Source organism: Oscillospiraceae bacterium MB24-C1 (genome assembly GCA_030913685.1).
GTDB lineage: Bacteria > Bacillota > Clostridia > Oscillospirales > Ruminococcaceae > Yanshouia.
In genome coordinates, this window is record CP133187.1 from 2164912 (window position 1) to 2184253 (window position 19342).

The window sequence follows — 19342 nt, forward strand, 5'->3', positions numbered from 1 at the left end:
TTAGTTTCGTTTTAAATAGGCGGGAGTATGGGGGCTGTTTTATAGATGCGGGCGTGGCGGAATTGGCAGACGCGCTAGATTTAGGCTCTAGTGGGAATCCGTGCAGGTTCAAGTCCTGTCGCCCGCACCAAACTCACATAATCCGAACCATATCTTCCAAATAGGAGATGGGTTCGGGTTTTGTATTTTACTCAAAGATTTGCAATATGTATAAGATTTAAGCCGATGGAATTTGTAAGTTCCATCGGCTTTTGCTATTTTATGCGATTGCTTTTTTCTGTTCCTCTTGCTTCTTTTTCCACTGCTCATAGGCTTTCATATTCTTATCGTCCTTGTAAAAATCTAAGGCACTTGCAAGGTAAGATTCAGCTAAAGACTCTGTTACTGAATCAGGTATTTCCTTTACCTCGGGTGGAAGGCATAGAATAGATACCTCAATTCCTTTATCGTCTAAATCTTGTATAACAGCTAATAACTCTCTAAGTTGGTCGTGTATTGTTTTCATATCTTCAATCTCCTTTACATTGTCATTTCAAAATCTTGTTCTTGCTCACTTTGAATTTTGTGACCTGCCGCAAGCTTTTTAAGATTTTCACGTTGTTTTTGCTTTCTGTCCGTCCAAGTATTTGGAGTAAATGGAGGTAGGGTATTACCAACGCTTTCAAGGTTTTTGCCCAGTGAAATTACATCTTTCGCAAGTCCATAGTGTGCTTGCATTTCACCAAGCCAACCCTCCGGTGGCTCATAGGTAAGTGGTTTGAATCCTGTTTCTTGTCTGAAAATAAACAGCTTTTCTAAATTTTCTTTGAGGTAAGTATCATCGTGAAGCTTGTTATCTCGGCACTTGTAACCCTCGGGAGTAGTATAGGTAACGTATTTTCTCGTATCGCTCCAGTTGACTTCGTAGCCCTCGTACTCCATATTGTGAATGAAGCTTTCTCTATCGGTGGAGTATAAAAGGGCATCTTCTATAGCGGAAATAAGTTGCAATTTCCAACTTTGGTTTCTTTGTGCTGCACGATATTCTCGTTGCTTAATGGCTTGTCCTCGTTTCAATTTATGGTAAGGCTCTAAAACCATCAGCCCATGAGCCATACAAATTTGGTCATTGACCATTCGTTGTTCCATTAAAACATCGTGATTTTGGTGTAGCTTTTTGCCTGTTTTGAAGCTAACCGAGTTCACCACGATGTGATTGTGTGTATGCTTGGTGTTGCAATGTGTTGCAACCATAACCTCAAAATCGGGGAACAGCTTTTGTGCAAGCTCCAAACCAATCTGATGAACTTCTAAGGGTGTGACATTATCTTCTTCTGAAAATGACTGCACAAATTGATAAAACTGTCTGCCATCATCTTTTTTATATTGCTGTTTGGTGACGCACATCTCAGCAAAGCCACTGTAATAATTGCAGTTAATTCCTGTGCGAAGAGATATATCGTTGTAATAAACCTTGTTGCTGTTGGAGATATAATTGAGTACACCAGCCATTGAACCCTTGGTTTGTTTCTTATTTTTGACCGCACTAAACACCGCCACGCTCATCCACCACCTTTGTCAGTTCGTTAATTTTCCAATAGATTGCGGTTAGACTTTCCTCTGTTTCATCAAGTTTAACTGTGTTAATTAAGCCTTGATGGCTGAGCATTGTTAGCTGATTGAGGTTGTTTCCAATCTTTTTTAGCTGACTTACTATCTCGGGAAGTCCATCTATAATGATGATTTCTTTGCCTAATGCCGACTGTGTAATATATTCGGTAACTGTCAACTTTGCTTTTTTAGACTTCTTTTTGATAGTGTCTAAGTCTTTTGCAGATATCCTAAATGCGTAATTCTTGTCTTTTGTTTGTTTCATTCAATTCCTCCGTTTCACATTGATATGTCATTTCTTCGTTCTAAAGGGGTGCGGGTCTCCCGCCGAGCAGTGGCCGCCGTATAGGCGGACGCTATGCTCGCCCTACCCTAAAGGGTAGGAATTCGTAACCGAAAGCTCCTGTGCTAATCTGAAATTGGTGCAAACAGAAATTTGTCCGCAACAATGGCTAAATTTGCGTTATATCTGTATGGGTGGGCATTATGCCACCCCATCGTCATTCTCGGCACAAAGGGGCGAACAGGGGGCAACGGTGGCGAGATTACTCTGTGCTGACGGGAGCTGACACGTAGACGGGAGATTTTGAGGGGAGTTTTCATCCGTCATCGTGTCATTGGGAATATAACTAAGAGAAAACTCGCGCCTTTCAAAGGTTCTGTTTTCAGAATAGGTAATGTTGTTTTCAGTTAAATAACTCATGTGCTTAATGATTTTCTTTTTCAGTACAGACGGGTTGCATTCCAGTTTTAAACTTTCTACAAGTTCCGTTGCTGTTCCAGTAAAACTTTTAACCGATTTAATAAAGTCAGAAAGAAGAATAATCACATCATCAACTCTTTTCTGCTCCACTTCAATTGGTTCACGCAGTTCCCAAAGAAAAGTATCTTTGTTAAATTCCAAAAACAATTCTCGCTGTTCAATATCTCGTCCTGTGCAAATGAGCACTGCTCGGTTCTCAATTCTTTTTTCTTTCTGCAACACAAAGTTAGTATCAGCTCCACCGGCGATTCCACTGGTTCCCGAAATCATATTGAGTGGATCACTGTCACCTGTTTTTCTAAGGTGATGAACCAAAACAATTGCAATTTTATATTTATCTGCAATTTGTTTCAGTGCATTGATATCATCATAGTCGGCGGCATAGGGATTGACATTTGCGGTAGAATTACTACGGACTTTTTGCAAGGTATCAATCACGATTAAGCCTGTATCAGAATGTTCCTTGATAAAGTTTTCAATCTGAATTTCTAAACCGTTTCCGATAGTGTCGCTCATAATTGCAAAATGCAAATTTGGCGGTGCATCATCTGTAATTTCAAACAGCCTGTTTTGAATTCGTGCAAAGCTGTCTTCAAGGCAAAGATACAAAACTTCGCTTTTGCAAGTTTCAAACTCCCAAACCTTCTCGCCTTTTGCAACCTGTAAGCAAATCCAAAGCGACAGCCAACTCTTACCGATTTTCGGTGAACCTGCGAGAATATGCAGTCCTTGCGGAATTAAGCCCTCCACAATAAATTTCAGTTGCTCCAGTGGTTTGGTCATCAAAGTTTCTGCATCCATGGTTTCAAGTTTATTTTTCATTTACATTCTCCTTTTTTTAATTTTCAGTTTTGTCGTTCTACCTAAAGCAGTTCCTGACCGAGGTTCTCTCCGTCGTTTTCGTCGCTCTCTCTTTCGAGGTCTTGGCAACCGTATCACCTTTAGACGATCATTCAATTTTCAAGATGCAATGCTTTTCTTCTACTTTCATTTTACAAATTAATGTGCTATCCTTATATCGTGAATTAAAAGAATTTTATTTTAACAAAATCAATTCTTTACATAAGGAGGGCATTATGGAGATTACTTATCCTTTTGCTAAGGTTTTTACCGACAGCACAAACAAACTGAATGTATTCTTCTTGCACGATACTCAGCACACTACTTTTGAGCAAATTGGAGACATTGGAAATGGTATTGTCGATTTTTGCGAACTTGATTTTACAGAAGTTTTAGAAAAAATAAAAAGCTCGAGTACCATAACGGTATCTGAGCAGAATTTTGAAGATATTAAAAATATATTTTGGAACGCTGTAGACTTATTGAAAGACAAGCACAGCTATGCTCACTTCTTTTTAAACAGCGAAATTTTAAGGACGTTCTATGCAAGTCAAAAGACAAAAGTAGAAATGATTGATTATCTTATATTTCTATTTCACTATTATGCTAATTTACAAAAGATTTATAGCGATGCTTTAGAAATGTGCCTCAATAAAGAAGTGCTGACGGAATACACACTTGCTGAAAGATATATGATTTTTTGCAATCTTACCCCAAACTTTACACATCATATGCTCCGTTCCATGTATGGCATTGCACCAATTTCTTACGGCAAGTTTGATACAAGTAAACTGATTGCTTTTGATGACCCAAAAGATGTAGATACTCGAAAGGTTTTACAGAATATTCATCGTGACAGCAATTATGAAGTAAGTATGTGGCAGTATTTTGCCATTCAAAGTTTAGAGGAAATGCTCTATCTTGAGTTTATGGAAATGATTAAGCGAGGTATTTTAGTGAAGCGGTGTGCTTTGTGCGATAAACTATTTGTGCTTGCAGATAAGCGCAAACGGGATTACTGCGACAGGATTTATAAAAACAATCGCACTTGTAAACAGGTTGGTGCAAAAATGAAATTTAATAAATCTGTTGAGGAAGATAAGTTTTTGCAAGAGTTTCAGCGAATTTACAACCGTATGTATTCAAGGTACTACCGCATTGATGCTTGGGATTCCGAGCGAGAAACTAACAAACTTTCAGAGAAAGAATTTAGGGAGTGGTCTGCTCTCGCATCCAAGTTGCGACTTGACTATAAAGTGGGCAAACTTGATGGTGAAGAAATGACAAAAGCACTTGAGTACAGTGCAAAATTTTATGACAACGAAAGCTGAGGGAACGATTTGTTCTCTCAGCTTTTGCTTGTCTATGGTTAATCCATAATGCCAACCATCTTATTTATGTCACCATCACTACCTACCATAGTGCCACCGCCCATGATGCCAATTTTGTTGCCGTTCTCGTACATATCCTCTGCAAAGATACATTCGTTTTCGCCCATATAGTCCACCCAGCCGAAGCCTAAGAAGTAGCTTTGCTTTTGACCGTTCATTATACGAGTATCACCCATTTGGGGAGTGGGTGGCTCTTTAGGTGTTAGTGTAGGGGGCTTTGTAGCCGTTCTGGTGTCGGATATCGGGGGAATGCCCGATATTTCTTTTTCTGTCGGCTGTGTTGTGGAGCTTTCTTTGGTTGGTGGTTCAACAATTTTCTCGATTTGGGTGCTGATTTTTGTCATTTCTTCGCCCGCAAGTGGCTTTGTTTCAATGGGTTGTGTGTAAATCTTACTTGCTTCTACGACCTCAGACACAGGGCAATTTTGAGGTGAAGTTGGCGAGCTTGTCAGTTCTGTGTGATAAGCTGTTATCATCAGAGAAAGAATTGCAAGTGTAGTTGCTGTCAATGCTATTTTAGTTTTCTTCATCTTTCTGCACCTCCTGTACCATAAAAGAATTCCCACAGTTTTGAGAGTCTATCTCAGCACTGTGGGAATCGTAATTTTGTAATTCATTTGTTAACTCAAAGCCTAATTTAAAGCCTTGAATGAAACTGTCTTTGCTTTGGTAGTTGCAAATCATTTCTAAGGCATCAATAATTCGCAGAATGATTTTTCTATCTTCCTTTGGTAGGTGGTCAATTAGTATTTTGTGGTTTTCATCTATGGAAGATTTAAGTTCTATTTGCTCGATTGGCTTATAAAAGCTGTGGTATAGGTCATCTAATCTTTGTGGCATATTCTCGTCCTCCTTTGTAAGCACAAAGGATACCACAGAAAGAGGAGAATAGCTACTGGAATGTTGGTTTTATTTATTATCAAATAAACTTTTTATCCTTTTGATAACAATAAAAATATTAAGAAGTATTGCAAAAATCAAATAATATATTGTAAAGCTGATACAATATTTCACCCAAGCTGTTTCAATGTTTCCAATAAAAAGAACAGAAAAAGATGCCATCAGAGCAGCTATACAAAGCACGGATTCGAATATAACAGTGTTAAATGTTTCCTTTAACACTTGTTTATAGTGCTTGTCATCTTTGTTGAAACCAGTCAGCACGCTCAACATTGCAAATAGCATTGAAATAATAATAGATAGCACAATAACTATATTTCCGACAATATCCTTGTCAATTAGTCTATAGTTAGCTACCCCAAAAGCCAAGAGTATCGGAACTCCATAAAACACAAAAATTTGTCCTTTGGCATCTTTAAAAATTTCTAATTGATCGCTAAAAATTTTTCGGACGTCGAAGAAGTTATTGTTTTTTCTTGCAAAGTTAAAGAGCAGTATTATTCCTGATAAAGTGAGCAGAAAGCATGGGGACAATATGAATTTAATAATTTTGTCTATCGTCATTTCTATCACCTCAACTTTTATCTACTTGTAACACCATCTCACTTAAATAATCGTCTGCAACTTTTTCAAAATGCCCTAATAATTTTTCTTTGTTTGGGTGACCGTCCGGCATTTGAATATCATCTGGAATCATTTCAATTAAGCTAAGGTTTTCGAGATTTCCCATGTTAATGGTTCTTTCATTGTTGTTGATTTTTACTCGGAGCTTTAGCTGATCATAATCCAATCCATCAAACTCAAACAAATTAAATTTGCCCTGCGTAAAGAAGTCGATCTTCGATTTTATTCTGCTCCATTTAGTTTCGTCAAATGTTAAATTACCTATAATCTTGGTTTCTGCACCATAACCTTTTGCAAAATTATCAGATCCATCACCCGATTTGTGATTTTTAATCATAATGATTTGCTTAACGTTTTCTTGCTTGATCATACGTTCAACAAATAGCTTTGTAGCAATAGTTTTACATTCAAAAGTTATATGATAATTTTCTGCGAAATGCTCTTTTATATAGTCAGTAGTAACGGTCTTAACTCCGTATTGACCGACATTTTGAAAAAACAGCATACCTTTTTGCACTTTTACTTTACCGTCCATGCTGTCCTTGGGGATAATAACGTAAAGATAAAATGGACGTTCTTCAGTTTGATTCTCAGTCCTTTTATGTACAACTTTTCTGCTGTGATTATCAATAATATCAGCTGAGCTACCATAGGTTCCAGATTTTATGATGCAGTATACAAACGAATATTCCTCGGTTTCACCAGAGTAAGAATCTTGGAACTCGCAATGAAAGGTTCTTTTTTTATTACTGTCATCAATTGCCTCAGAATGAGATTTAAAAAATTTTATAAAAGTATCAGCTACGCTGTATTCATTATATTGCTCGTCGTTGTCTTCAATGACTTTATCTTCGAAAAAAAGATAATTGCCTCTTGAATTTCGCTTTTTCAAAAGAAAACTGCACGCAGTTAGACTTAGATTTGCCATATGCTCTCCTTTCTATTGCTCTAAAAATGAAGTTAATAAACTTAAATTTGCACTTGTTATTTAGTAAACTCAAATCTCGCCAACTTCAGTTGTTTTAAGCGGTATCGCAGTGCTGCTTCAGAAACTCCATAGCGTTTCATCAAATCCCCACGGATACCGCACCAAATGCTAAAGGTATAATCGTTTTTGACATGCAGATAGTCCTTTATTTTGGCTCTTCGAGAGTTTTGGAGCATTCTTAGAAAAGCAGGCTTTACCTTATCTTCTGGCATCAGAAAACAGCTTGCAAAATAGTTTGCTTCGGCTTCAATGCTGTTAGAGGTTTGATGTTCTTCCATAATCTCATCTTCACAGCAATAAAAAGCGTTGGTTGTTAGATGATGAGATAGAAAATAGTGCCCAAGCTCGTGGGCTATGGTGAAGTTTTTCCTACCCACATTATCAATCGTACCATTCACCATAATATAAAATTGTCCACTGTTTCCCTTGGTAAGCGCTCCGACAAAATTATGATTAGCGGAGTTAATTTTTCGAAACTTTATGTGTTCTGCCTGCATAATATCCGAGAGGATTTTGTGGCTGTTTCCTTTCTTCAGATATTTAACAAGAACTGTATTTGCAACAGCCTCTATTTCACTATTTGTCATCGTCATCCATGGCATCAAAGATTTCTCGCAGCGTTTGCCTATCAATATCGCCACGAGCGGCAAGTCCTTGGTTTTGCAGCCACAATGCAAAACGGTGGTCTTGCTCATTCTTTGTGCCATTCTCACAAACATGGAGAACCGGTTTTTGTTCCTCTACAACGGTAGCCTGTCCGTTCATAAGCATTGGCAAAAGCCAGTCACGGAGGCTTGTGAGTTCTTGGTTTTCCCTTGTTTTTTCTGAAATCATATTAAACATTGGGCAAATTATTTTATTAAATGATTTAATTTCCTCTGTATTTGGTATATAGATAGGTCGGTCTTTCAACAATTCTTTTTGTAAATGCTTTAGACCTGTGCCTTGAAAAAACTTTTGATTCAGCTCAACCTTTATTGAATTTAACAAAAGGTACAGATAATCAGACAACTTATTCTTTGCACTTATGCACCATGTATCAGTGGAGTATGCTGCATCTCCAACATAGAATTTTACATCAGCATTTCCACCAGTATTTAAGAAGCAGTTTCTTCCATTAATAAGTGGCTTTTTCCATTCGAGGATAGCTTCGCCACTTGTAAAAAATGGGTAATCACCATTAGTAGATTTTGCTTCACCGACTTGAATGGTTGACTTTCCATTTTCTATTATTACATCAGCGATTTTCCCATTAGTAGCCTTTCTGAAAAACAAATGCATATAAATGTCGTGTGCCTGTTGTTGCAATGTTTCGTTGATTTTTTTGTTGCTCAGCATTTTATTGTTTATATTTCTAAGCAATCGTGCAATTTGATCTTGATTATCGTCTATAATAGGAATAATTATATCTTTTAAGTCGGGAATACACAGATTGCTTACTATTGAGCCAGTTGCATCCGCCCTCTTAAATTGTGTCTGAACGAAATTTGAGGAAAGTATAAAAAGTAAATAATGGGGATTGCATTTTTTTTTATCAACTTTTAATAGTACCAACCGTTGACCCAAACAGCACTTTAAACCTTTAGGAACAATCCCTACTACACCCATAGGAGCTTCTCTTGAAATTATTATATCATTTTCTTCTGGAATAGCTCTTTTTGTTCTTTCTTTGTATGTTTTTTCATCAACATAGTATCCATCGCTAAAATCTATATTTCCGTTTTTTAAGTTGAAGTTACGAACAACTCTAATACCTCTATCTTTCCATTCAGGCGTTGTATGAGGACAATCGATTACATCCGTACATAATTCAAATAATTTACAGTATCTCATTTCGCCGCCTCCAACAATTCTTTGTATGTCTTTTTCCATTTAGCGGAAGGATGGCTGCATATATTATCAGAAGTACAGAAAGCACATACTGAATCCAAATAACAATATCCACATATATCAGGGTTCGAGTGCCTACATCCATAAGTTCGATTTTCATTATCTTTATCAGTTAAAGGTGTTCGCAGTGGAAAACACAAATCTTTCGGAAAATTACTCATACTTCACCTTCTTTAACTGCTCTAATATTTCAGCCTGCAGTTTTTCCCCTTCAGCAAAATATTTTGTTAGTTTGCTTGTGTAATCTGTCATTTTTGCATTGAATTCTTCGGGTGTTATATCTACATAATCAATTTCCACATCAAAATACTGTCCTGCTGAAAGAGAATATTTCTTAGCAATAATTTCATCATAAGTTACAGCCACTGAAAAATCTTCGACAGCCTTTTTGTTTAGAAAAGTATCTACAATCAAATCAATTTCTTCGTGACGAAGTCGACATTTTTTATTGTTTCCATCTTGGTAATCTTCGCCCATTTTGGATGCATCAATTAAAACAACCTTTTCTGTTGTTTTGGAATTGTCAAAAAACAGCACCGAAACATTGGTACCCGTGGTTGCAAAAACATTTGAGGGCATACTGATTACACCATAGACGATATGCTCGTCTACGATGTGCTTTAAAACTTTATTTTCTATTCCACTTTTTGCAGTAACGAAGCCTGTGGGAATTACGATGGCACCTTTACCATTTGCTTTTAGTGAGTTGATAACATGCTGAATAAAGCAGGTGTAAATCGCCATGCTTTCCTTTTTCTTTGCCGGAACTTTCGGAACACCCGCCCAAAAACGAGCAGGCATTTTGTCCAGTTTTTCTCTTGTATCGGAAAAATCCATTTTAAAAGGTGGGTTAGATACCACATAATCAAATTGTCTAAGCGATTTCTTATCATCACTTTTGTGGTATGGCTCTGCTAAAGTATCGCCTTGCACTGCATGATCAAGGGAGGTAACCAAGCCGTTTAAAATAAGATTTAGCTTCAGCATTTTATTGCTTCGCTGGGATATGTCTTGTGCAAAAATGGTGCATTTGTCCTCACCAATTTGGTGGCTAAGTGCCATTAGTAATGTGCCTGTGCCTGCTGATGGGTCGTAGCACTCAATATTGTGCAAATCTTTGCTATCACCCACCAAAAGGCGAGCCATTATTGTTGCAATAGAATGTGGAGTGTAGTATTCAGCATACTTACCACCACCTGCGGTATTATAGTCCTTAATTAAATACTCAAAAACAGAAGCAAAAAAATCGTAATGTTGGTTAAACGCTTCTTCAAAAGAAAAATTTACAAGCTTGTCCACCAATGCACGAGCAAATGATGCCCTTTGAGCATCGTCTGTTACATAAGGTGTCAGTTTTTCAAAAAGTGCAATTTTTGTGTTTAATGTGGTTTGTGTTGCAAATATAGCCATATTGATATCAGCGATATCTGTCATGGTGCTATCAAAAATTAAGTCAAAATCGCCTTTAGCCTGTTGGTTCCACAAATTTGAAATTAGGTGTTGAGGGTATAGCTTTGGAATATCCGGGGAAAGCTCGTCTAAAATATCAAGGCGTTCATCCTCGGTCATATTGGCATATACAATTTCCCACTTTTCTGCATTTGCAAGCTTAGGACTGATTTTCTTCACAGCGTGTCCGAATTTGTCGTTAATAAACTTATACAGAAACACCTGTGTGATAATTTTATATTCGTTACCGTCATTGCCCATACCATAGGTTTGACAGGTGGATTTTAACGCATCTATCAGTGCTATTGTTTTTTCTTTTATATTCATGGTTTCTCCTAAATTTAAGCAACAGGATATGTTGCGTTATATTGATTTAAATACTGCTTTGCAATACGACTTTGAATAAACACTCTATCCTCACGCTCATTTTCAAAGCCTAATTTATTCATGCCATCTTTGATTTGAGACATAACAGTTTGTTCAAAATACGCATCTTTTTTAAGAATGTCGTTTCTATCGTAAACTTTTTGGTCAATATCGCCTTTAATAGTAAAAAGCACACTCATAATAGATTCATCATAAATAGAAACTATCGGCTTTCTCTTAGCTATTTTACGCTGCTCGTTTTCTTCACAGATACGTTTATGAACACGGGCAAATTTTGCATCTCCATTATACTTTTTCAGGAGTGCATTATTGCGTTTTTGCAGTTCAGCCAATTTTTTAAGTACATCGTCCAATGCTTTGGAATGTTCATTAAAATGAGCGATGCTATCAACGACGAAACCGTGTTCTTTAAACCGCTGCATAAAAGCTTCTCGCAGAGTGATGAATTCAGGGTCGTCAGGATCTATATTATCAGTAAATGTACGAATGGTCTTTTGCCACTTTTCTTGTAATTCCACGCCTCCGGAGATTAGTTTCATTTCTTCTTCACCAATCTTGTTGAAGTTGAAAGTAATGTCTTGCATAGCTTCATTCACCAGTTGTCGGGTGGAGTCATCTTCCGAAAAGGCTTCCTTTTGGTTAATATTATCAATATGGTGCTGCACCTCTGAAATCATTGCAGGTAACTTTGTAATCTCCAGATGAGCAAAAGCTGCTTTCAATTCATCATCACCGAAAGTACGCACAATATTGCAACAATCTCTTGCCTCAATCAATACTTTTTTAAGCTTTAGCAATTCAACTTTGTCCTCAATTGTCGAAATTTCAGAGCTAAATTCTTCAACATTGTCGGTAGAATAATTGAATAACACTTGTCGCACTTCCTGCATTTGAGCAATCAGAGCATCTTTATCCTCGATTATTTGTTTGAATGTATCTGTTTCATTGCCTTCACCGGTTTCATTCGGGTCATTAAAACGGTTAAGTTCTCGCAAATATGCTTCATTGGTTTGTTCAAAGTTTTGCTTAATATCGGCAAAGTCAATGATATAGCCATATCTGTTTTTCTTATATGGTCTATTAACACGGGTTAGAGCTTGTAGTAAGTTATGATCCTTTAATTTACGACCGAAGTACAACCTTTTTAAGCGTGGGGCATCAAACCCTGTAAGCAACATATTAAAGACAATCAAAATATCAATAGTCATATTCTTTTTGAAGTCTTTCACAATCTGTTTACGGGTTTCCTTATCTTCACTATCATGCAAAATCAAGCCAACCTTAAAATTACTTTTTAGAGATGCAGAACAATTAAGCTCACCTTGAATTTCATCAAAGTAAGCGTATAATTTACGAGCCTGTTCACTTGTTTCACAGATGACCATACCGCCCAATGTGTTATCGCCTTGTATTTGTCTAAAACGCTTTAAGTCATTTATGATAAAGCGTAGCAATTCTTTTACATAGCTTTCATGTTCAATAATTTGACTCTTTTTAATATCTTTTTTCTCTACCAACTCTTCAAGTTTTTCATAAATGGTTGACAGTTTTTCATGATAAGAAGTCTCGATATCTTCTCTAATAATTTTTAATGTGTATCCATCTTGAATTGATTTGTCATAGTAATAGGTATGTAGATATTTACCAAACACTTTCCAAGAAGCTCTTTCATCACTTAATAACGGTGTGCCTGTCAAAGCAATTTTAATGGAATCTTTGTCGGCATCAAATAAATTTGCAAGGAAACTACCTTCCGGTTTATATCCACGGTGTGCCTCATCAATGATAAAAACTCTTTGAAGATTTGTAGCATAAGCAGGCAAATCAACTTTTTCTTTATCCTCAGCGAAGCGCTGAATATTAACAACCGTTACTTCTTGCTTTCCACTATTACCTTCCTGTGCTTGAGTGTTTCGGAATTGAGCCATAAGTTCATCACGGCTGTTTGCTGTTTTTACTTCCAGACCTCTTGCTTCAAATTCCTGTGATGCCTGTTCTAATAAATCAAGTCTGTCAACAATAAAATAAAATTTTGCCACCTTGTTTTGATTAGCAAAATAGTCAGATAAAACATAGTTCAGATGATAAGAAAGTGCAGTTTTTCCACTGCCCTGTGTATGCCAAATCACACCCGATTTAATGCCTTCACTTAGCTTTTGACGTACAGCCAGTGCGGCAAACATTTGCTGATAACGCATAATATGTTTTTGATCGGTTGATTCAATTACTCCATCAACTTCTCGTTCCATCTTCACATAAGCAATTCCATACTTAATCAGGAACAACAATCGCTCAGGGGAGCACATAGAAGTCAATATTCTATTTGTTGGTGTGTTAATATTTAAATTGGTCTGGTACTCAGGAGAATGATGTATTACTTGGCAGTTAAAATCTGTCAACACTCTTTTTTCAGTTTCCAGATTAATTTCTTTATATGGATAGTCTTTTGTAAATGGTGCCAATGGCAAGTTGGCAGGATTTTCTTCTCTAAAACAGTTGAAAGCAACCTGTTCTCGTCCAGCTGTGCAATAGAATGCGCCTTGAATTGGTACAATGCCACCTTGGGCATCATACTCCATATTATTTGAAAATATCATCAATTGTGTAATGTTTATAAATCTGCGGAATTTTTTATTTGGGAAACGCTGTTTATTCATTCGCTCGCTTTCAGCAACCATTCCGCCATGGTTGTTTGGCTTTTTGACTTCAACAAATACAAGTGGTAAACCATTTACAAACAATGTGATGTCAGGACGAAATTCGTCTTGATCTCGTTTGCATGTAAATTCACCTGTACAATGATATGTATTGCTTTCAGGATTTTCAAAATCAATCAATTTGACAGGGGATACGCTTGTTAGTCTTTTATAAAAGCTTCGTCCTAAATCATCGTTATCTAATTCTTGACGAATAGTTTTGAGCATTTGCTCAAATTCTCCCTCGTGCCCAGGGTTTAGTTCGCAAAACTTTTCCTTGAATACTTGTATTAAAATATTAGTATCAGCATCATAAATAGTTTCTGCCATGTCCTCGGAGATTTTGCCAAAATAATCATAACCTAATCTATCTAAATGAATTAAAGCCGGCATTTGGACACGAGTAGCTTCATTAAATTTATTATAATTACTTGTGTTAGCCATCGATAAGTATCTCCATTTCCACAAATATATTTTTACTTTGCATCCTCAAATGCTTTTATTAGTTCATCGCTTACAGTGCACTTCTTAGCCAACTGTATAAGAGCATTCCGAGCAATTTTGTTTGGCTTTGTGTGCTGATTTTCCCAGCGATTAACCGCAGCAAAGCTCACGAGCAGCTCTTTTGCAAGTTGTTGCTGTGATAATTCCATTTCTAACCTTATTGCTTTTATCAATTCGTGTAGTTTCATATCACACCAACTTTTAGACAAAATATACCTTTACACGATAAATTATAACATAAGCTATATTGTTTTTCAAATTGTATTTTGATATAATTTGAATTATAGATTGTTTTTTGGCGGTGATTGTGTGGAAAATAATAAACCAATAGAATATATGACAGTTTTTGAGGCTTCTGAAAAGTGGAAGATGCATCAAACAAATATAATCAAACTATGTGAGAATGGTTTAATCACCAGTGCAGCAAAGTTAGGAGACAAATGGATTATACCTATGGACCCTGCAAAGCCAATCATAACAACGACTACCAGCCTTTCAAAACCTGTAAAGCCAAAGACAGATGTTCAAAGAGCTGCTCTTGAACATATCGAAAAAGGCGAGAATTTTTACACAAGAGAAATGGTTGTTGAAGGGAAAACTTTTATAGTCCATAGCATTTTTCCTAAACAAGGAAAAACAATTGAGGAGAGATGGACGAGCATTGTACTAAACAGATTAGAAAATTTAGAAGGCATTAAGCTTAATGATAAAGAACGCAAGGAGTTAATGTTAAAAGTCAGAAAAAGTAGTTCAGCTGCTAATATGACTTTTGAAAAATATATTGAATATTATAGAAAGCTTTTTAAAGAGTATGGCTTTTCAGATGAGGATATTGAAGTTCTTTTAGAAAGAAAGTCACAAGATTACGAAGACTTTATCCTATAAAATCTTGCAATCCATATTTTTCTAAGCTACAATACAATCCACTACAAGGGAGGTGGCACTGTGAATGCAGTAATTTACGCAAGATATTCCTCTGATAATCAGCGAGAAGAAAGCATTGAAGGACAGCTTCGTGAGTGTATGACTTTTGCCGAAAGCAAAGGGCTTACTGTAATCGAAAGCTATATAGATAGAGCCTTTTCAGCCAAAACCGATAATCGTCCTGAGTTTCAGCGAATGGTAAAGGAGTCCATAAAGCGAAAGTTTGAGGTCGTTATAGTTTGGAAATTGGATAGATTTTCTCGAAACCGATACGACTCTGCTCACTATAAAGCACAGCTAAAAAAGAATAATGTTAGGGTTGTTTCAGCTACTGAAAGCATTTCAGATGATGCCTCGGGTATTTTACTTGAGTCTATGCTTGAGGGCTTTGCTGAATACTATTCTGCGGATTTATCCGAAAAGGTAATCAGAGGACTTACGGAAAATGCTCTGAAATGCAAATATAACGGCGGCGGCATGACTCTTGGCTACACTGTCGATGATGAGCAGTATTTTCAAATTGACCCGGTGCTTGCACCTATCATTCAAGACGCTTTCAAACGATATGTAGACGGTGCCACTATTAAAAACTTGGTGGACCATTTCAAAGAATTAGGTGTTAAGAATTATCGTGGTGGAGATTTAAGTATTGATGCTGTAAAGCTAATGCTTAAAAATCGCAAATATATCGGTGAATACTCTTATCGTGACATCGTTACACCAAACGGTATTCCCGCCATAGTGCCTGAGGAATTGTTCAATAAAGCACAGGAGCGAATGGCGAAAAATAAAAAAGCTCCCGCACGGCACAAGGCAAAACAGGATATGTATTTGCTCACAACTAAGCTACTTTGTGGCAAATGCGGGGCATATATGGTTGGCGAAAGTGGGACAAGCCGCAATGGCACTTTCCACCAATATTATAAATGTGCCCATGTGAAACAGCACAAAGGCTGTGATAAAAAGACTGTTCGCAAGGCTTGGATTGAGGATATAGTTGTCCATTACGCTATGGAAAAGGTTATGGACGATGACTATATCAACGAGGTTTCTGAGAAAGCATTTGCGGCACAGAGCAAAGAGAATACTGTTATTCCTCAGATTAAAAAGCAACTTGCCGAAACGGAAAAAGCTATCAACAATATGATTAAAGCAATCGAGCAAGGCATTATTACATCTTCCACAAAGGATAGGTTGCAAGAGTTAGAGCAGACCAAAGAAAACCTGCAAATCAATCTTGCACGAGAGCAGATGACTAAGCCACCACTTGATAAAGACCAAGTTAAATTCTTTATTATGCAATTTCGAAACCTTGATATTACCAAGGAACGTGACAGAGAAATCTTAATTGATAACTTTGTAAACTGCATATTCCTCTTTGATGACAGAATTATTTTTGTTTTCAATCATCAAGCCGATTATGAAACAGTAAATCTACAAGACTTAGAGTGTTCGGATATTAATGACATCACTGCACCATAGTAGACAAAATCCACTTATAACTATCGTTATAAGTGGATTTTGTTATATACAAGCTTTTCACGGCTAAAACATCTAAAACAGGCAACTTATTTTATAAAAACCACTAAAAGCTATCTGCTTAAACATTTTAATCTCACTTATTCCTATCATAGAAAGGCTGCACCTGCAAATTGACACTAAGGGTTTACTCATGAATTCGCCTCCTCTATGTACGAATCACCCTGAGCGCAATATTCAAAAGTCTCAAAGTAGTATTCAATCCCATCCATCACTTTTTCGCCGAAGGCCCGCTGAAAGCAAGGTCGCTAAAATCCGGTGCGAAAGATTTGAAACCTAGTGCATCCTTATATTCCTGAATAGGCAACTGATTGATATAACTTCTCCATTTAAAATAAACGTTATCAATTTTAAATTTAGGAAAAAGCAAGTATTATTTTAGGGAAATCAGGCTAAAAAAACAATATTATAATATAAAATAAAACTATGGAAATTGTAATCATTGATTTCAATTTCCAAAAAGCTCTGATCAAGAGGGCCTTTGCAGTAAAGTTTCTTGCTTTTCGATAAAATGACAAGATAGCAGTTAAAATAGCAGCAATTAAGCTTTTCTGATTAAGCAGATATTGAGACTTGCATAATATTCTAAAAAATTAGGAAAGGATAATAAAATGAAAACTCTAATATTAGATAGAGATTTGGTTGATAAAGAAGGAAGATTGCTTCTACCAAAAGGCAGCAAAATAGAACTGTCAGAAGAAAATTTGCTGAAATTTGAGCAATTAGGTATAGTGAATCAAATTAAAAAGGTTATTAATAGAGCTAAAGATAGAATATCACCAATAAAAGAGAATTCTTCAATTAAAAATGTTTTTATAAAAAGCATTTTATATTTTGAGAGCAAAGATAAAAAAATTCGTATAGTAACAGTCGATGGACAAGATTTCTTTTATGATCGATTAGAAAATATAATGACTAAACTTAATGAACTTACTTTTTACCAAATTCATAAATCTTATTTTGTCAATTTATCTCATGTTATAATTTTTAAATATGGAGGAGCTTGATAAGAGAATGTATGCTTTTAAGAGAAAGCACAAAAAAACAAAGCGGTTATAATGACATTTCTTATCGGGACAGAGATGAGATAAGCTTGATACATTTTCTTCTATACCTGCAGATACTCGACCCGTTGGATGAGCTTCGTCCAGATGGCTATGATTTGCCATATCCGAAAGTAATCCGCCGCTTAGTAGCACCCAAAAACTCCAGTCTTCCGCGCTGTAAGGCTAGACAGAATACTATCTGTGGCCCCAAGCGCCGACACAGCGGGTTTTTTAATAATGATAACAACAGAACAAGGGTTGAATATATATCATCCCTTAATATGCCCCCTATGCCTCCTTCGCTTGTGGGGGAATGGGGGCATATTATTTAGAAAGTTTTTGAGTTATTAAAAGTAGCTCCATTGGGGGATTCCCAATATATTGCCCGATAGCATAAAATGCTTATTTGAGTATTAGCACAAGTTGACTAAGTGTTCGAAATCTCACCAGCGCGACGACAGAGAACGATAAACAAAAAGAGGTCCTTGCTTTACACTATATGTACCTTTGGGACTGGTGGCGTCGTTGGGAACAACTGCATATCGATATAAACCCTATAACAACAGAAAAAGAAGAGGGCGGTTTAACCATTTTGGTTAAACCGCCGCCCTTATTTTATCCAAGGTGTTTATCGCAGGAAGGCTATGATGTTCACAGTATCGTGGTCTTCCTTCTTGCACATTGAAACTTTAATAATTATATAGGACATGCAAAAGCAATGAGCGAAACGATATCCAAAAACCGCCCGCTATTGCGGGCGGCCCTTATGGTTGCCGAACTAGGATTCGAACCCAGACAAACAGAGTCAGAGTCTGTCGTGTTGAGGTGAGAAATCATTAATAAAAACATTTAATTTTCCGGCTGCTTTACTTACTGCACGTTGTTTTTCCAGATGAGTATAGATAGCCAACGTCGTGTGAATATCCTTATGTCCCATCAAATATGAAGCAGTTTTGACATCAATACCTGCATCATATAGCATTGTACAATATGTGTGCCGAATCATATGTTGAGTAATATCTAAACTTGTCTGCCGCTTATATTTTGTCCATTGCCAACTATGGGCATTTGGATTAATAGGTGTATAAGGGTTTTCACCAAAAATTAGTCCCTTATGAATTCCGGGATGTTTTTTCAGAATTGGTTCTAAGGTTTTGGGCATCGGGATGATCCGTTCTTGATCGCCATTTTTTAAATAGTCCCGAATGAAGGGCTGGCCTTTTACATAGACAACAGCCTTATTTACACAGATTAAGTTTTGCTTAAAATCTAAGTCCTCCCATTTTAGGGCAAGCATTTCTGATCGTCTAAGGCCGGTCATCAACAAGCAGTAGGCATAAAATCCATTTTCAAAGTTATTTCGGTGTAACAAAACTATTTCAACTTCACCTTGCGTTAACGAGCGGCGATGATTTTTCGCCGCCATGCGTGGCGTTTTGACAAAACTACACGGATTTGATAGCTCTAGTCCTTGTATATTGGCATATCTGAAAACTTGCTGGATCATGTATTTTCTCTTGTTAATGGAACTTTTAGCTAAACCTTGCTGATATAACCTATCTAATAGTTCTTGAACTTTTTTAGGAGTAATATCTTCCATGTTTAATTCATTAAATTCTACAACCAAATGGTGTTGCAATTTTGCGTACTCATTAAGAGTATTTTCTTGAACTTCGCCTTTTTGAAATTTAATCCAGTTGTTAGCCCAAAACTTAAACGTCATGTCCATAATAATGTCTCCCTTCCCTACAACATTCATGTTGTAGGGATTTTTTATTGTCTTGAAAGTCCCTCCTATTTGGTAGGGACTT

18 protein-coding genes and 1 tRNA gene are annotated in these 19342 nt (G+C 36.7%); 5 read left to right on the plus strand and 14 right to left on the minus strand.

The window, feature by feature from the left end:
• The first annotated feature begins 47 nt into the window (after window positions 1-47).
• Window positions 48-130: transfer RNA gene (locus RBH76_10360), tRNA-Leu, on the plus strand.
• Between the two features lie 129 nt (window positions 131-259).
• On the opposite strand, the gene RBH76_10365 is transcribed toward RBH76_10360, so the two are convergent.
• The 4 genes from RBH76_10365 to RBH76_10380 form a co-directional block, all read right to left on the minus strand.
• Window positions 260-505, minus strand: a complete 246-nt coding sequence (locus tag RBH76_10365; protein ID WMJ83125.1) for a hypothetical protein — start codon at window positions 503-505, stop codon at window positions 260-262.
• A gap of 14 nt (window positions 506-519) precedes the next feature.
• Window positions 520-1539, minus strand: coding sequence for a relaxase/mobilization nuclease domain-containing protein (locus tag RBH76_10370; protein ID WMJ83126.1), 1020 nt, complete (start codon window positions 1537-1539; stop codon window positions 520-522).
• Window positions 1526-1855 (minus strand): plasmid mobilization relaxosome protein MobC, encoded by a 330-nt coding sequence (gene mobC / locus RBH76_10375; GenBank protein ID WMJ83127.1) that lies wholly within the window; start codon window positions 1853-1855, stop codon window positions 1526-1528. The genes RBH76_10370 and mobC overlap by 14 nt, the downstream gene beginning before the upstream one ends.
• A 219-nt stretch (window positions 1856-2074) precedes the next feature.
• A complete protein-coding gene (locus tag RBH76_10380; protein WMJ83128.1) occupies window positions 2075-3175 on the minus strand; it encodes an AAA family ATPase in 1101 nt (366 codons plus the stop codon).
• Window positions 3176-3429: 254 nt separating this feature from the next.
• Between RBH76_10380 and RBH76_10385 the strand changes: the two genes are divergently transcribed.
• Window positions 3430-4524, plus strand: a complete 1095-nt coding sequence (locus RBH76_10385; GenBank protein WMJ83129.1) for a DUF6076 domain-containing protein — start codon at window positions 3430-3432, stop codon at window positions 4522-4524.
• A 38-nt stretch (window positions 4525-4562) separates the two neighbouring features.
• On the opposite strand, the gene RBH76_10390 is transcribed toward RBH76_10385, so the two are convergent.
• From RBH76_10390 to RBH76_10430, 9 genes are all read right to left on the minus strand, one after another.
• On the minus strand, window positions 4563-5114 hold the full coding sequence (locus RBH76_10390) for a hypothetical protein (protein WMJ83130.1): 552 nt from the start codon (window positions 5112-5114) through the stop codon (window positions 4563-4565).
• Window positions 5101-5424 carry a hypothetical protein gene (locus RBH76_10395; GenBank protein WMJ83131.1) on the minus strand — a complete coding sequence of 108 codons (324 nt, stop codon included), beginning with the start codon at window positions 5422-5424 and terminating at the stop codon, window positions 5101-5103. Before RBH76_10395 ends, RBH76_10390 begins: the two co-directional genes overlap by 14 nt.
• Window positions 5425-5493: 69 nt before the next feature.
• Entirely contained in the window at window positions 5494-6048 is a 555-nt protein-coding gene (locus RBH76_10400) for a hypothetical protein (protein ID WMJ83132.1), read from the minus strand.
• Window positions 6049-6058: 10 nt separating this feature from the next.
• The gene (locus tag RBH76_10405) at window positions 6059-7036 is read right to left on the minus strand and encodes a hypothetical protein (GenBank protein ID WMJ83133.1); all 978 of its coding nucleotides are present in this window, start codon (window positions 7034-7036) and stop codon (window positions 6059-6061) included.
• A gap of 56 nt (window positions 7037-7092) precedes the next feature.
• The gene (locus RBH76_10410; GenBank protein WMJ83134.1) at window positions 7093-7698 is read right to left on the minus strand and encodes an ImmA/IrrE family metallo-endopeptidase; all 606 of its coding nucleotides are present in this window, start codon (window positions 7696-7698) and stop codon (window positions 7093-7095) included.
• Window positions 7673-8929, minus strand: a complete 1257-nt coding sequence (locus RBH76_10415; GenBank protein WMJ83135.1) for a restriction endonuclease subunit S — start codon at window positions 8927-8929, stop codon at window positions 7673-7675. The genes RBH76_10410 and RBH76_10415 overlap by 26 nt, the downstream gene beginning before the upstream one ends.
• A 210-nt stretch (window positions 8930-9139) precedes the next feature.
• Complete coding sequence (locus RBH76_10420) at window positions 9140-10762, minus strand: class I SAM-dependent DNA methyltransferase (GenBank protein WMJ83136.1); 1623 nt, start codon at window positions 10760-10762, stop codon at window positions 9140-9142.
• Between the two features lie 14 nt (window positions 10763-10776).
• On the minus strand, window positions 10777-13962 hold the full coding sequence (locus RBH76_10425) for an HsdR family type I site-specific deoxyribonuclease (protein ID WMJ83137.1): 3186 nt from the start codon (window positions 13960-13962) through the stop codon (window positions 10777-10779).
• 32 nt (window positions 13963-13994) lie between these two features.
• Window positions 13995-14210: a helix-turn-helix transcriptional regulator gene (locus RBH76_10430; GenBank protein WMJ83138.1), complete on the minus strand. Its 216-nt coding sequence runs from the start codon at window positions 14208-14210 to the stop codon at window positions 13995-13997.
• A gap of 121 nt (window positions 14211-14331) precedes the next feature.
• Between RBH76_10430 and RBH76_10435 the strand changes: the two genes are divergently transcribed.
• The 3 genes from RBH76_10435 to RBH76_10445 all read left to right on the plus strand — a co-directional run bounded on the left by RBH76_10435 (window position 14332) and on the right by RBH76_10445 (window position 17492).
• Window positions 14332-14907 carry a hypothetical protein gene (locus tag RBH76_10435; protein WMJ83139.1) on the plus strand — a complete coding sequence of 192 codons (576 nt, stop codon included), beginning with the start codon at window positions 14332-14334 and terminating at the stop codon, window positions 14905-14907.
• 60 nt (window positions 14908-14967) lie between these two features.
• The gene (locus RBH76_10440; protein WMJ83140.1) at window positions 14968-16428 is read left to right on the plus strand and encodes a recombinase family protein; all 1461 of its coding nucleotides are present in this window, start codon (window positions 14968-14970) and stop codon (window positions 16426-16428) included.
• A gap of 668 nt (window positions 16429-17096) precedes the next feature.
• Window positions 17097-17492, plus strand: coding sequence for a LytTR family DNA-binding domain-containing protein (locus RBH76_10445; protein ID WMJ83141.1), 396 nt, complete (start codon window positions 17097-17099; stop codon window positions 17490-17492).
• An 844-nt stretch (window positions 17493-18336) separates the two neighbouring features.
• Here RBH76_10445 and RBH76_10450 read toward each other — a convergent pair.
• Window positions 18337-19260 (minus strand): site-specific integrase, encoded by a 924-nt coding sequence (locus RBH76_10450; GenBank protein WMJ83142.1) that lies wholly within the window; start codon window positions 19258-19260, stop codon window positions 18337-18339.
• Between the last annotated feature and the right edge of the window lie 82 nt (window positions 19261-19342).

Bases quoted from the DNA above. Each gene is read 5' to 3' on its own strand.
- RBH76_10365 (WMJ83125.1), bottom strand. From the start codon at position 505: ATGAAAACAATACACGACCAACTTAGAGAGTTATTAGCTGTTATACAA.
- mobC (WMJ83127.1), bottom strand. From the start codon at position 1,855: ATGAAACAAACAAAAGACAAGAATTACGCATTTAGGATATCTGCAAAA.
- RBH76_10380 (WMJ83128.1), bottom strand. From the start codon at position 3,175: ATGAAAAATAAACTTGAAACCATGGATGCAGAAACTTTGATGACCAAA.
- RBH76_10385 (WMJ83129.1), top strand. From the start codon at position 3,430: ATGGAGATTACTTATCCTTTTGCTAAGGTTTTTACCGACAGCACAAAC.
- RBH76_10390 (WMJ83130.1), bottom strand. From the start codon at position 5,114: ATGAAGAAAACTAAAATAGCATTGACAGCAACTACACTTGCAATTCTT.
- RBH76_10395 (WMJ83131.1), bottom strand. From the start codon at position 5,424: ATGCCACAAAGATTAGATGACCTATACCACAGCTTTTATAAGCCAATC.
- RBH76_10400 (WMJ83132.1), bottom strand. From the start codon at position 6,048: ATGACGATAGACAAAATTATTAAATTCATATTGTCCCCATGCTTTCTG.
- RBH76_10405 (WMJ83133.1), bottom strand. From the start codon at position 7,036: ATGGCAAATCTAAGTCTAACTGCGTGCAGTTTTCTTTTGAAAAAGCGA.
- RBH76_10410 (WMJ83134.1), bottom strand. From the start codon at position 7,698: ATGCCATGGATGACGATGACAAATAGTGAAATAGAGGCTGTTGCAAAT.
- RBH76_10415 (WMJ83135.1), bottom strand. From the start codon at position 8,929: ATGAGATACTGTAAATTATTTGAATTATGTACGGATGTAATCGATTGT.
- RBH76_10420 (WMJ83136.1), bottom strand. From the start codon at position 10,762: ATGAATATAAAAGAAAAAACAATAGCACTGATAGATGCGTTAAAATCC.
- RBH76_10425 (WMJ83137.1), bottom strand. From the start codon at position 13,962: ATGGCTAACACAAGTAATTATAATAAATTTAATGAAGCTACTCGTGTC.
- RBH76_10430 (WMJ83138.1), bottom strand. From the start codon at position 14,210: ATGAAACTACACGAATTGATAAAAGCAATAAGGTTAGAAATGGAATTA.
- RBH76_10445 (WMJ83141.1), top strand. From the start codon at position 17,097: ATGAAAACTCTAATATTAGATAGAGATTTGGTTGATAAAGAAGGAAGA.
- RBH76_10450 (WMJ83142.1), bottom strand. From the start codon at position 19,260: ATGGACATGACGTTTAAGTTTTGGGCTAACAACTGGATTAAATTTCAA.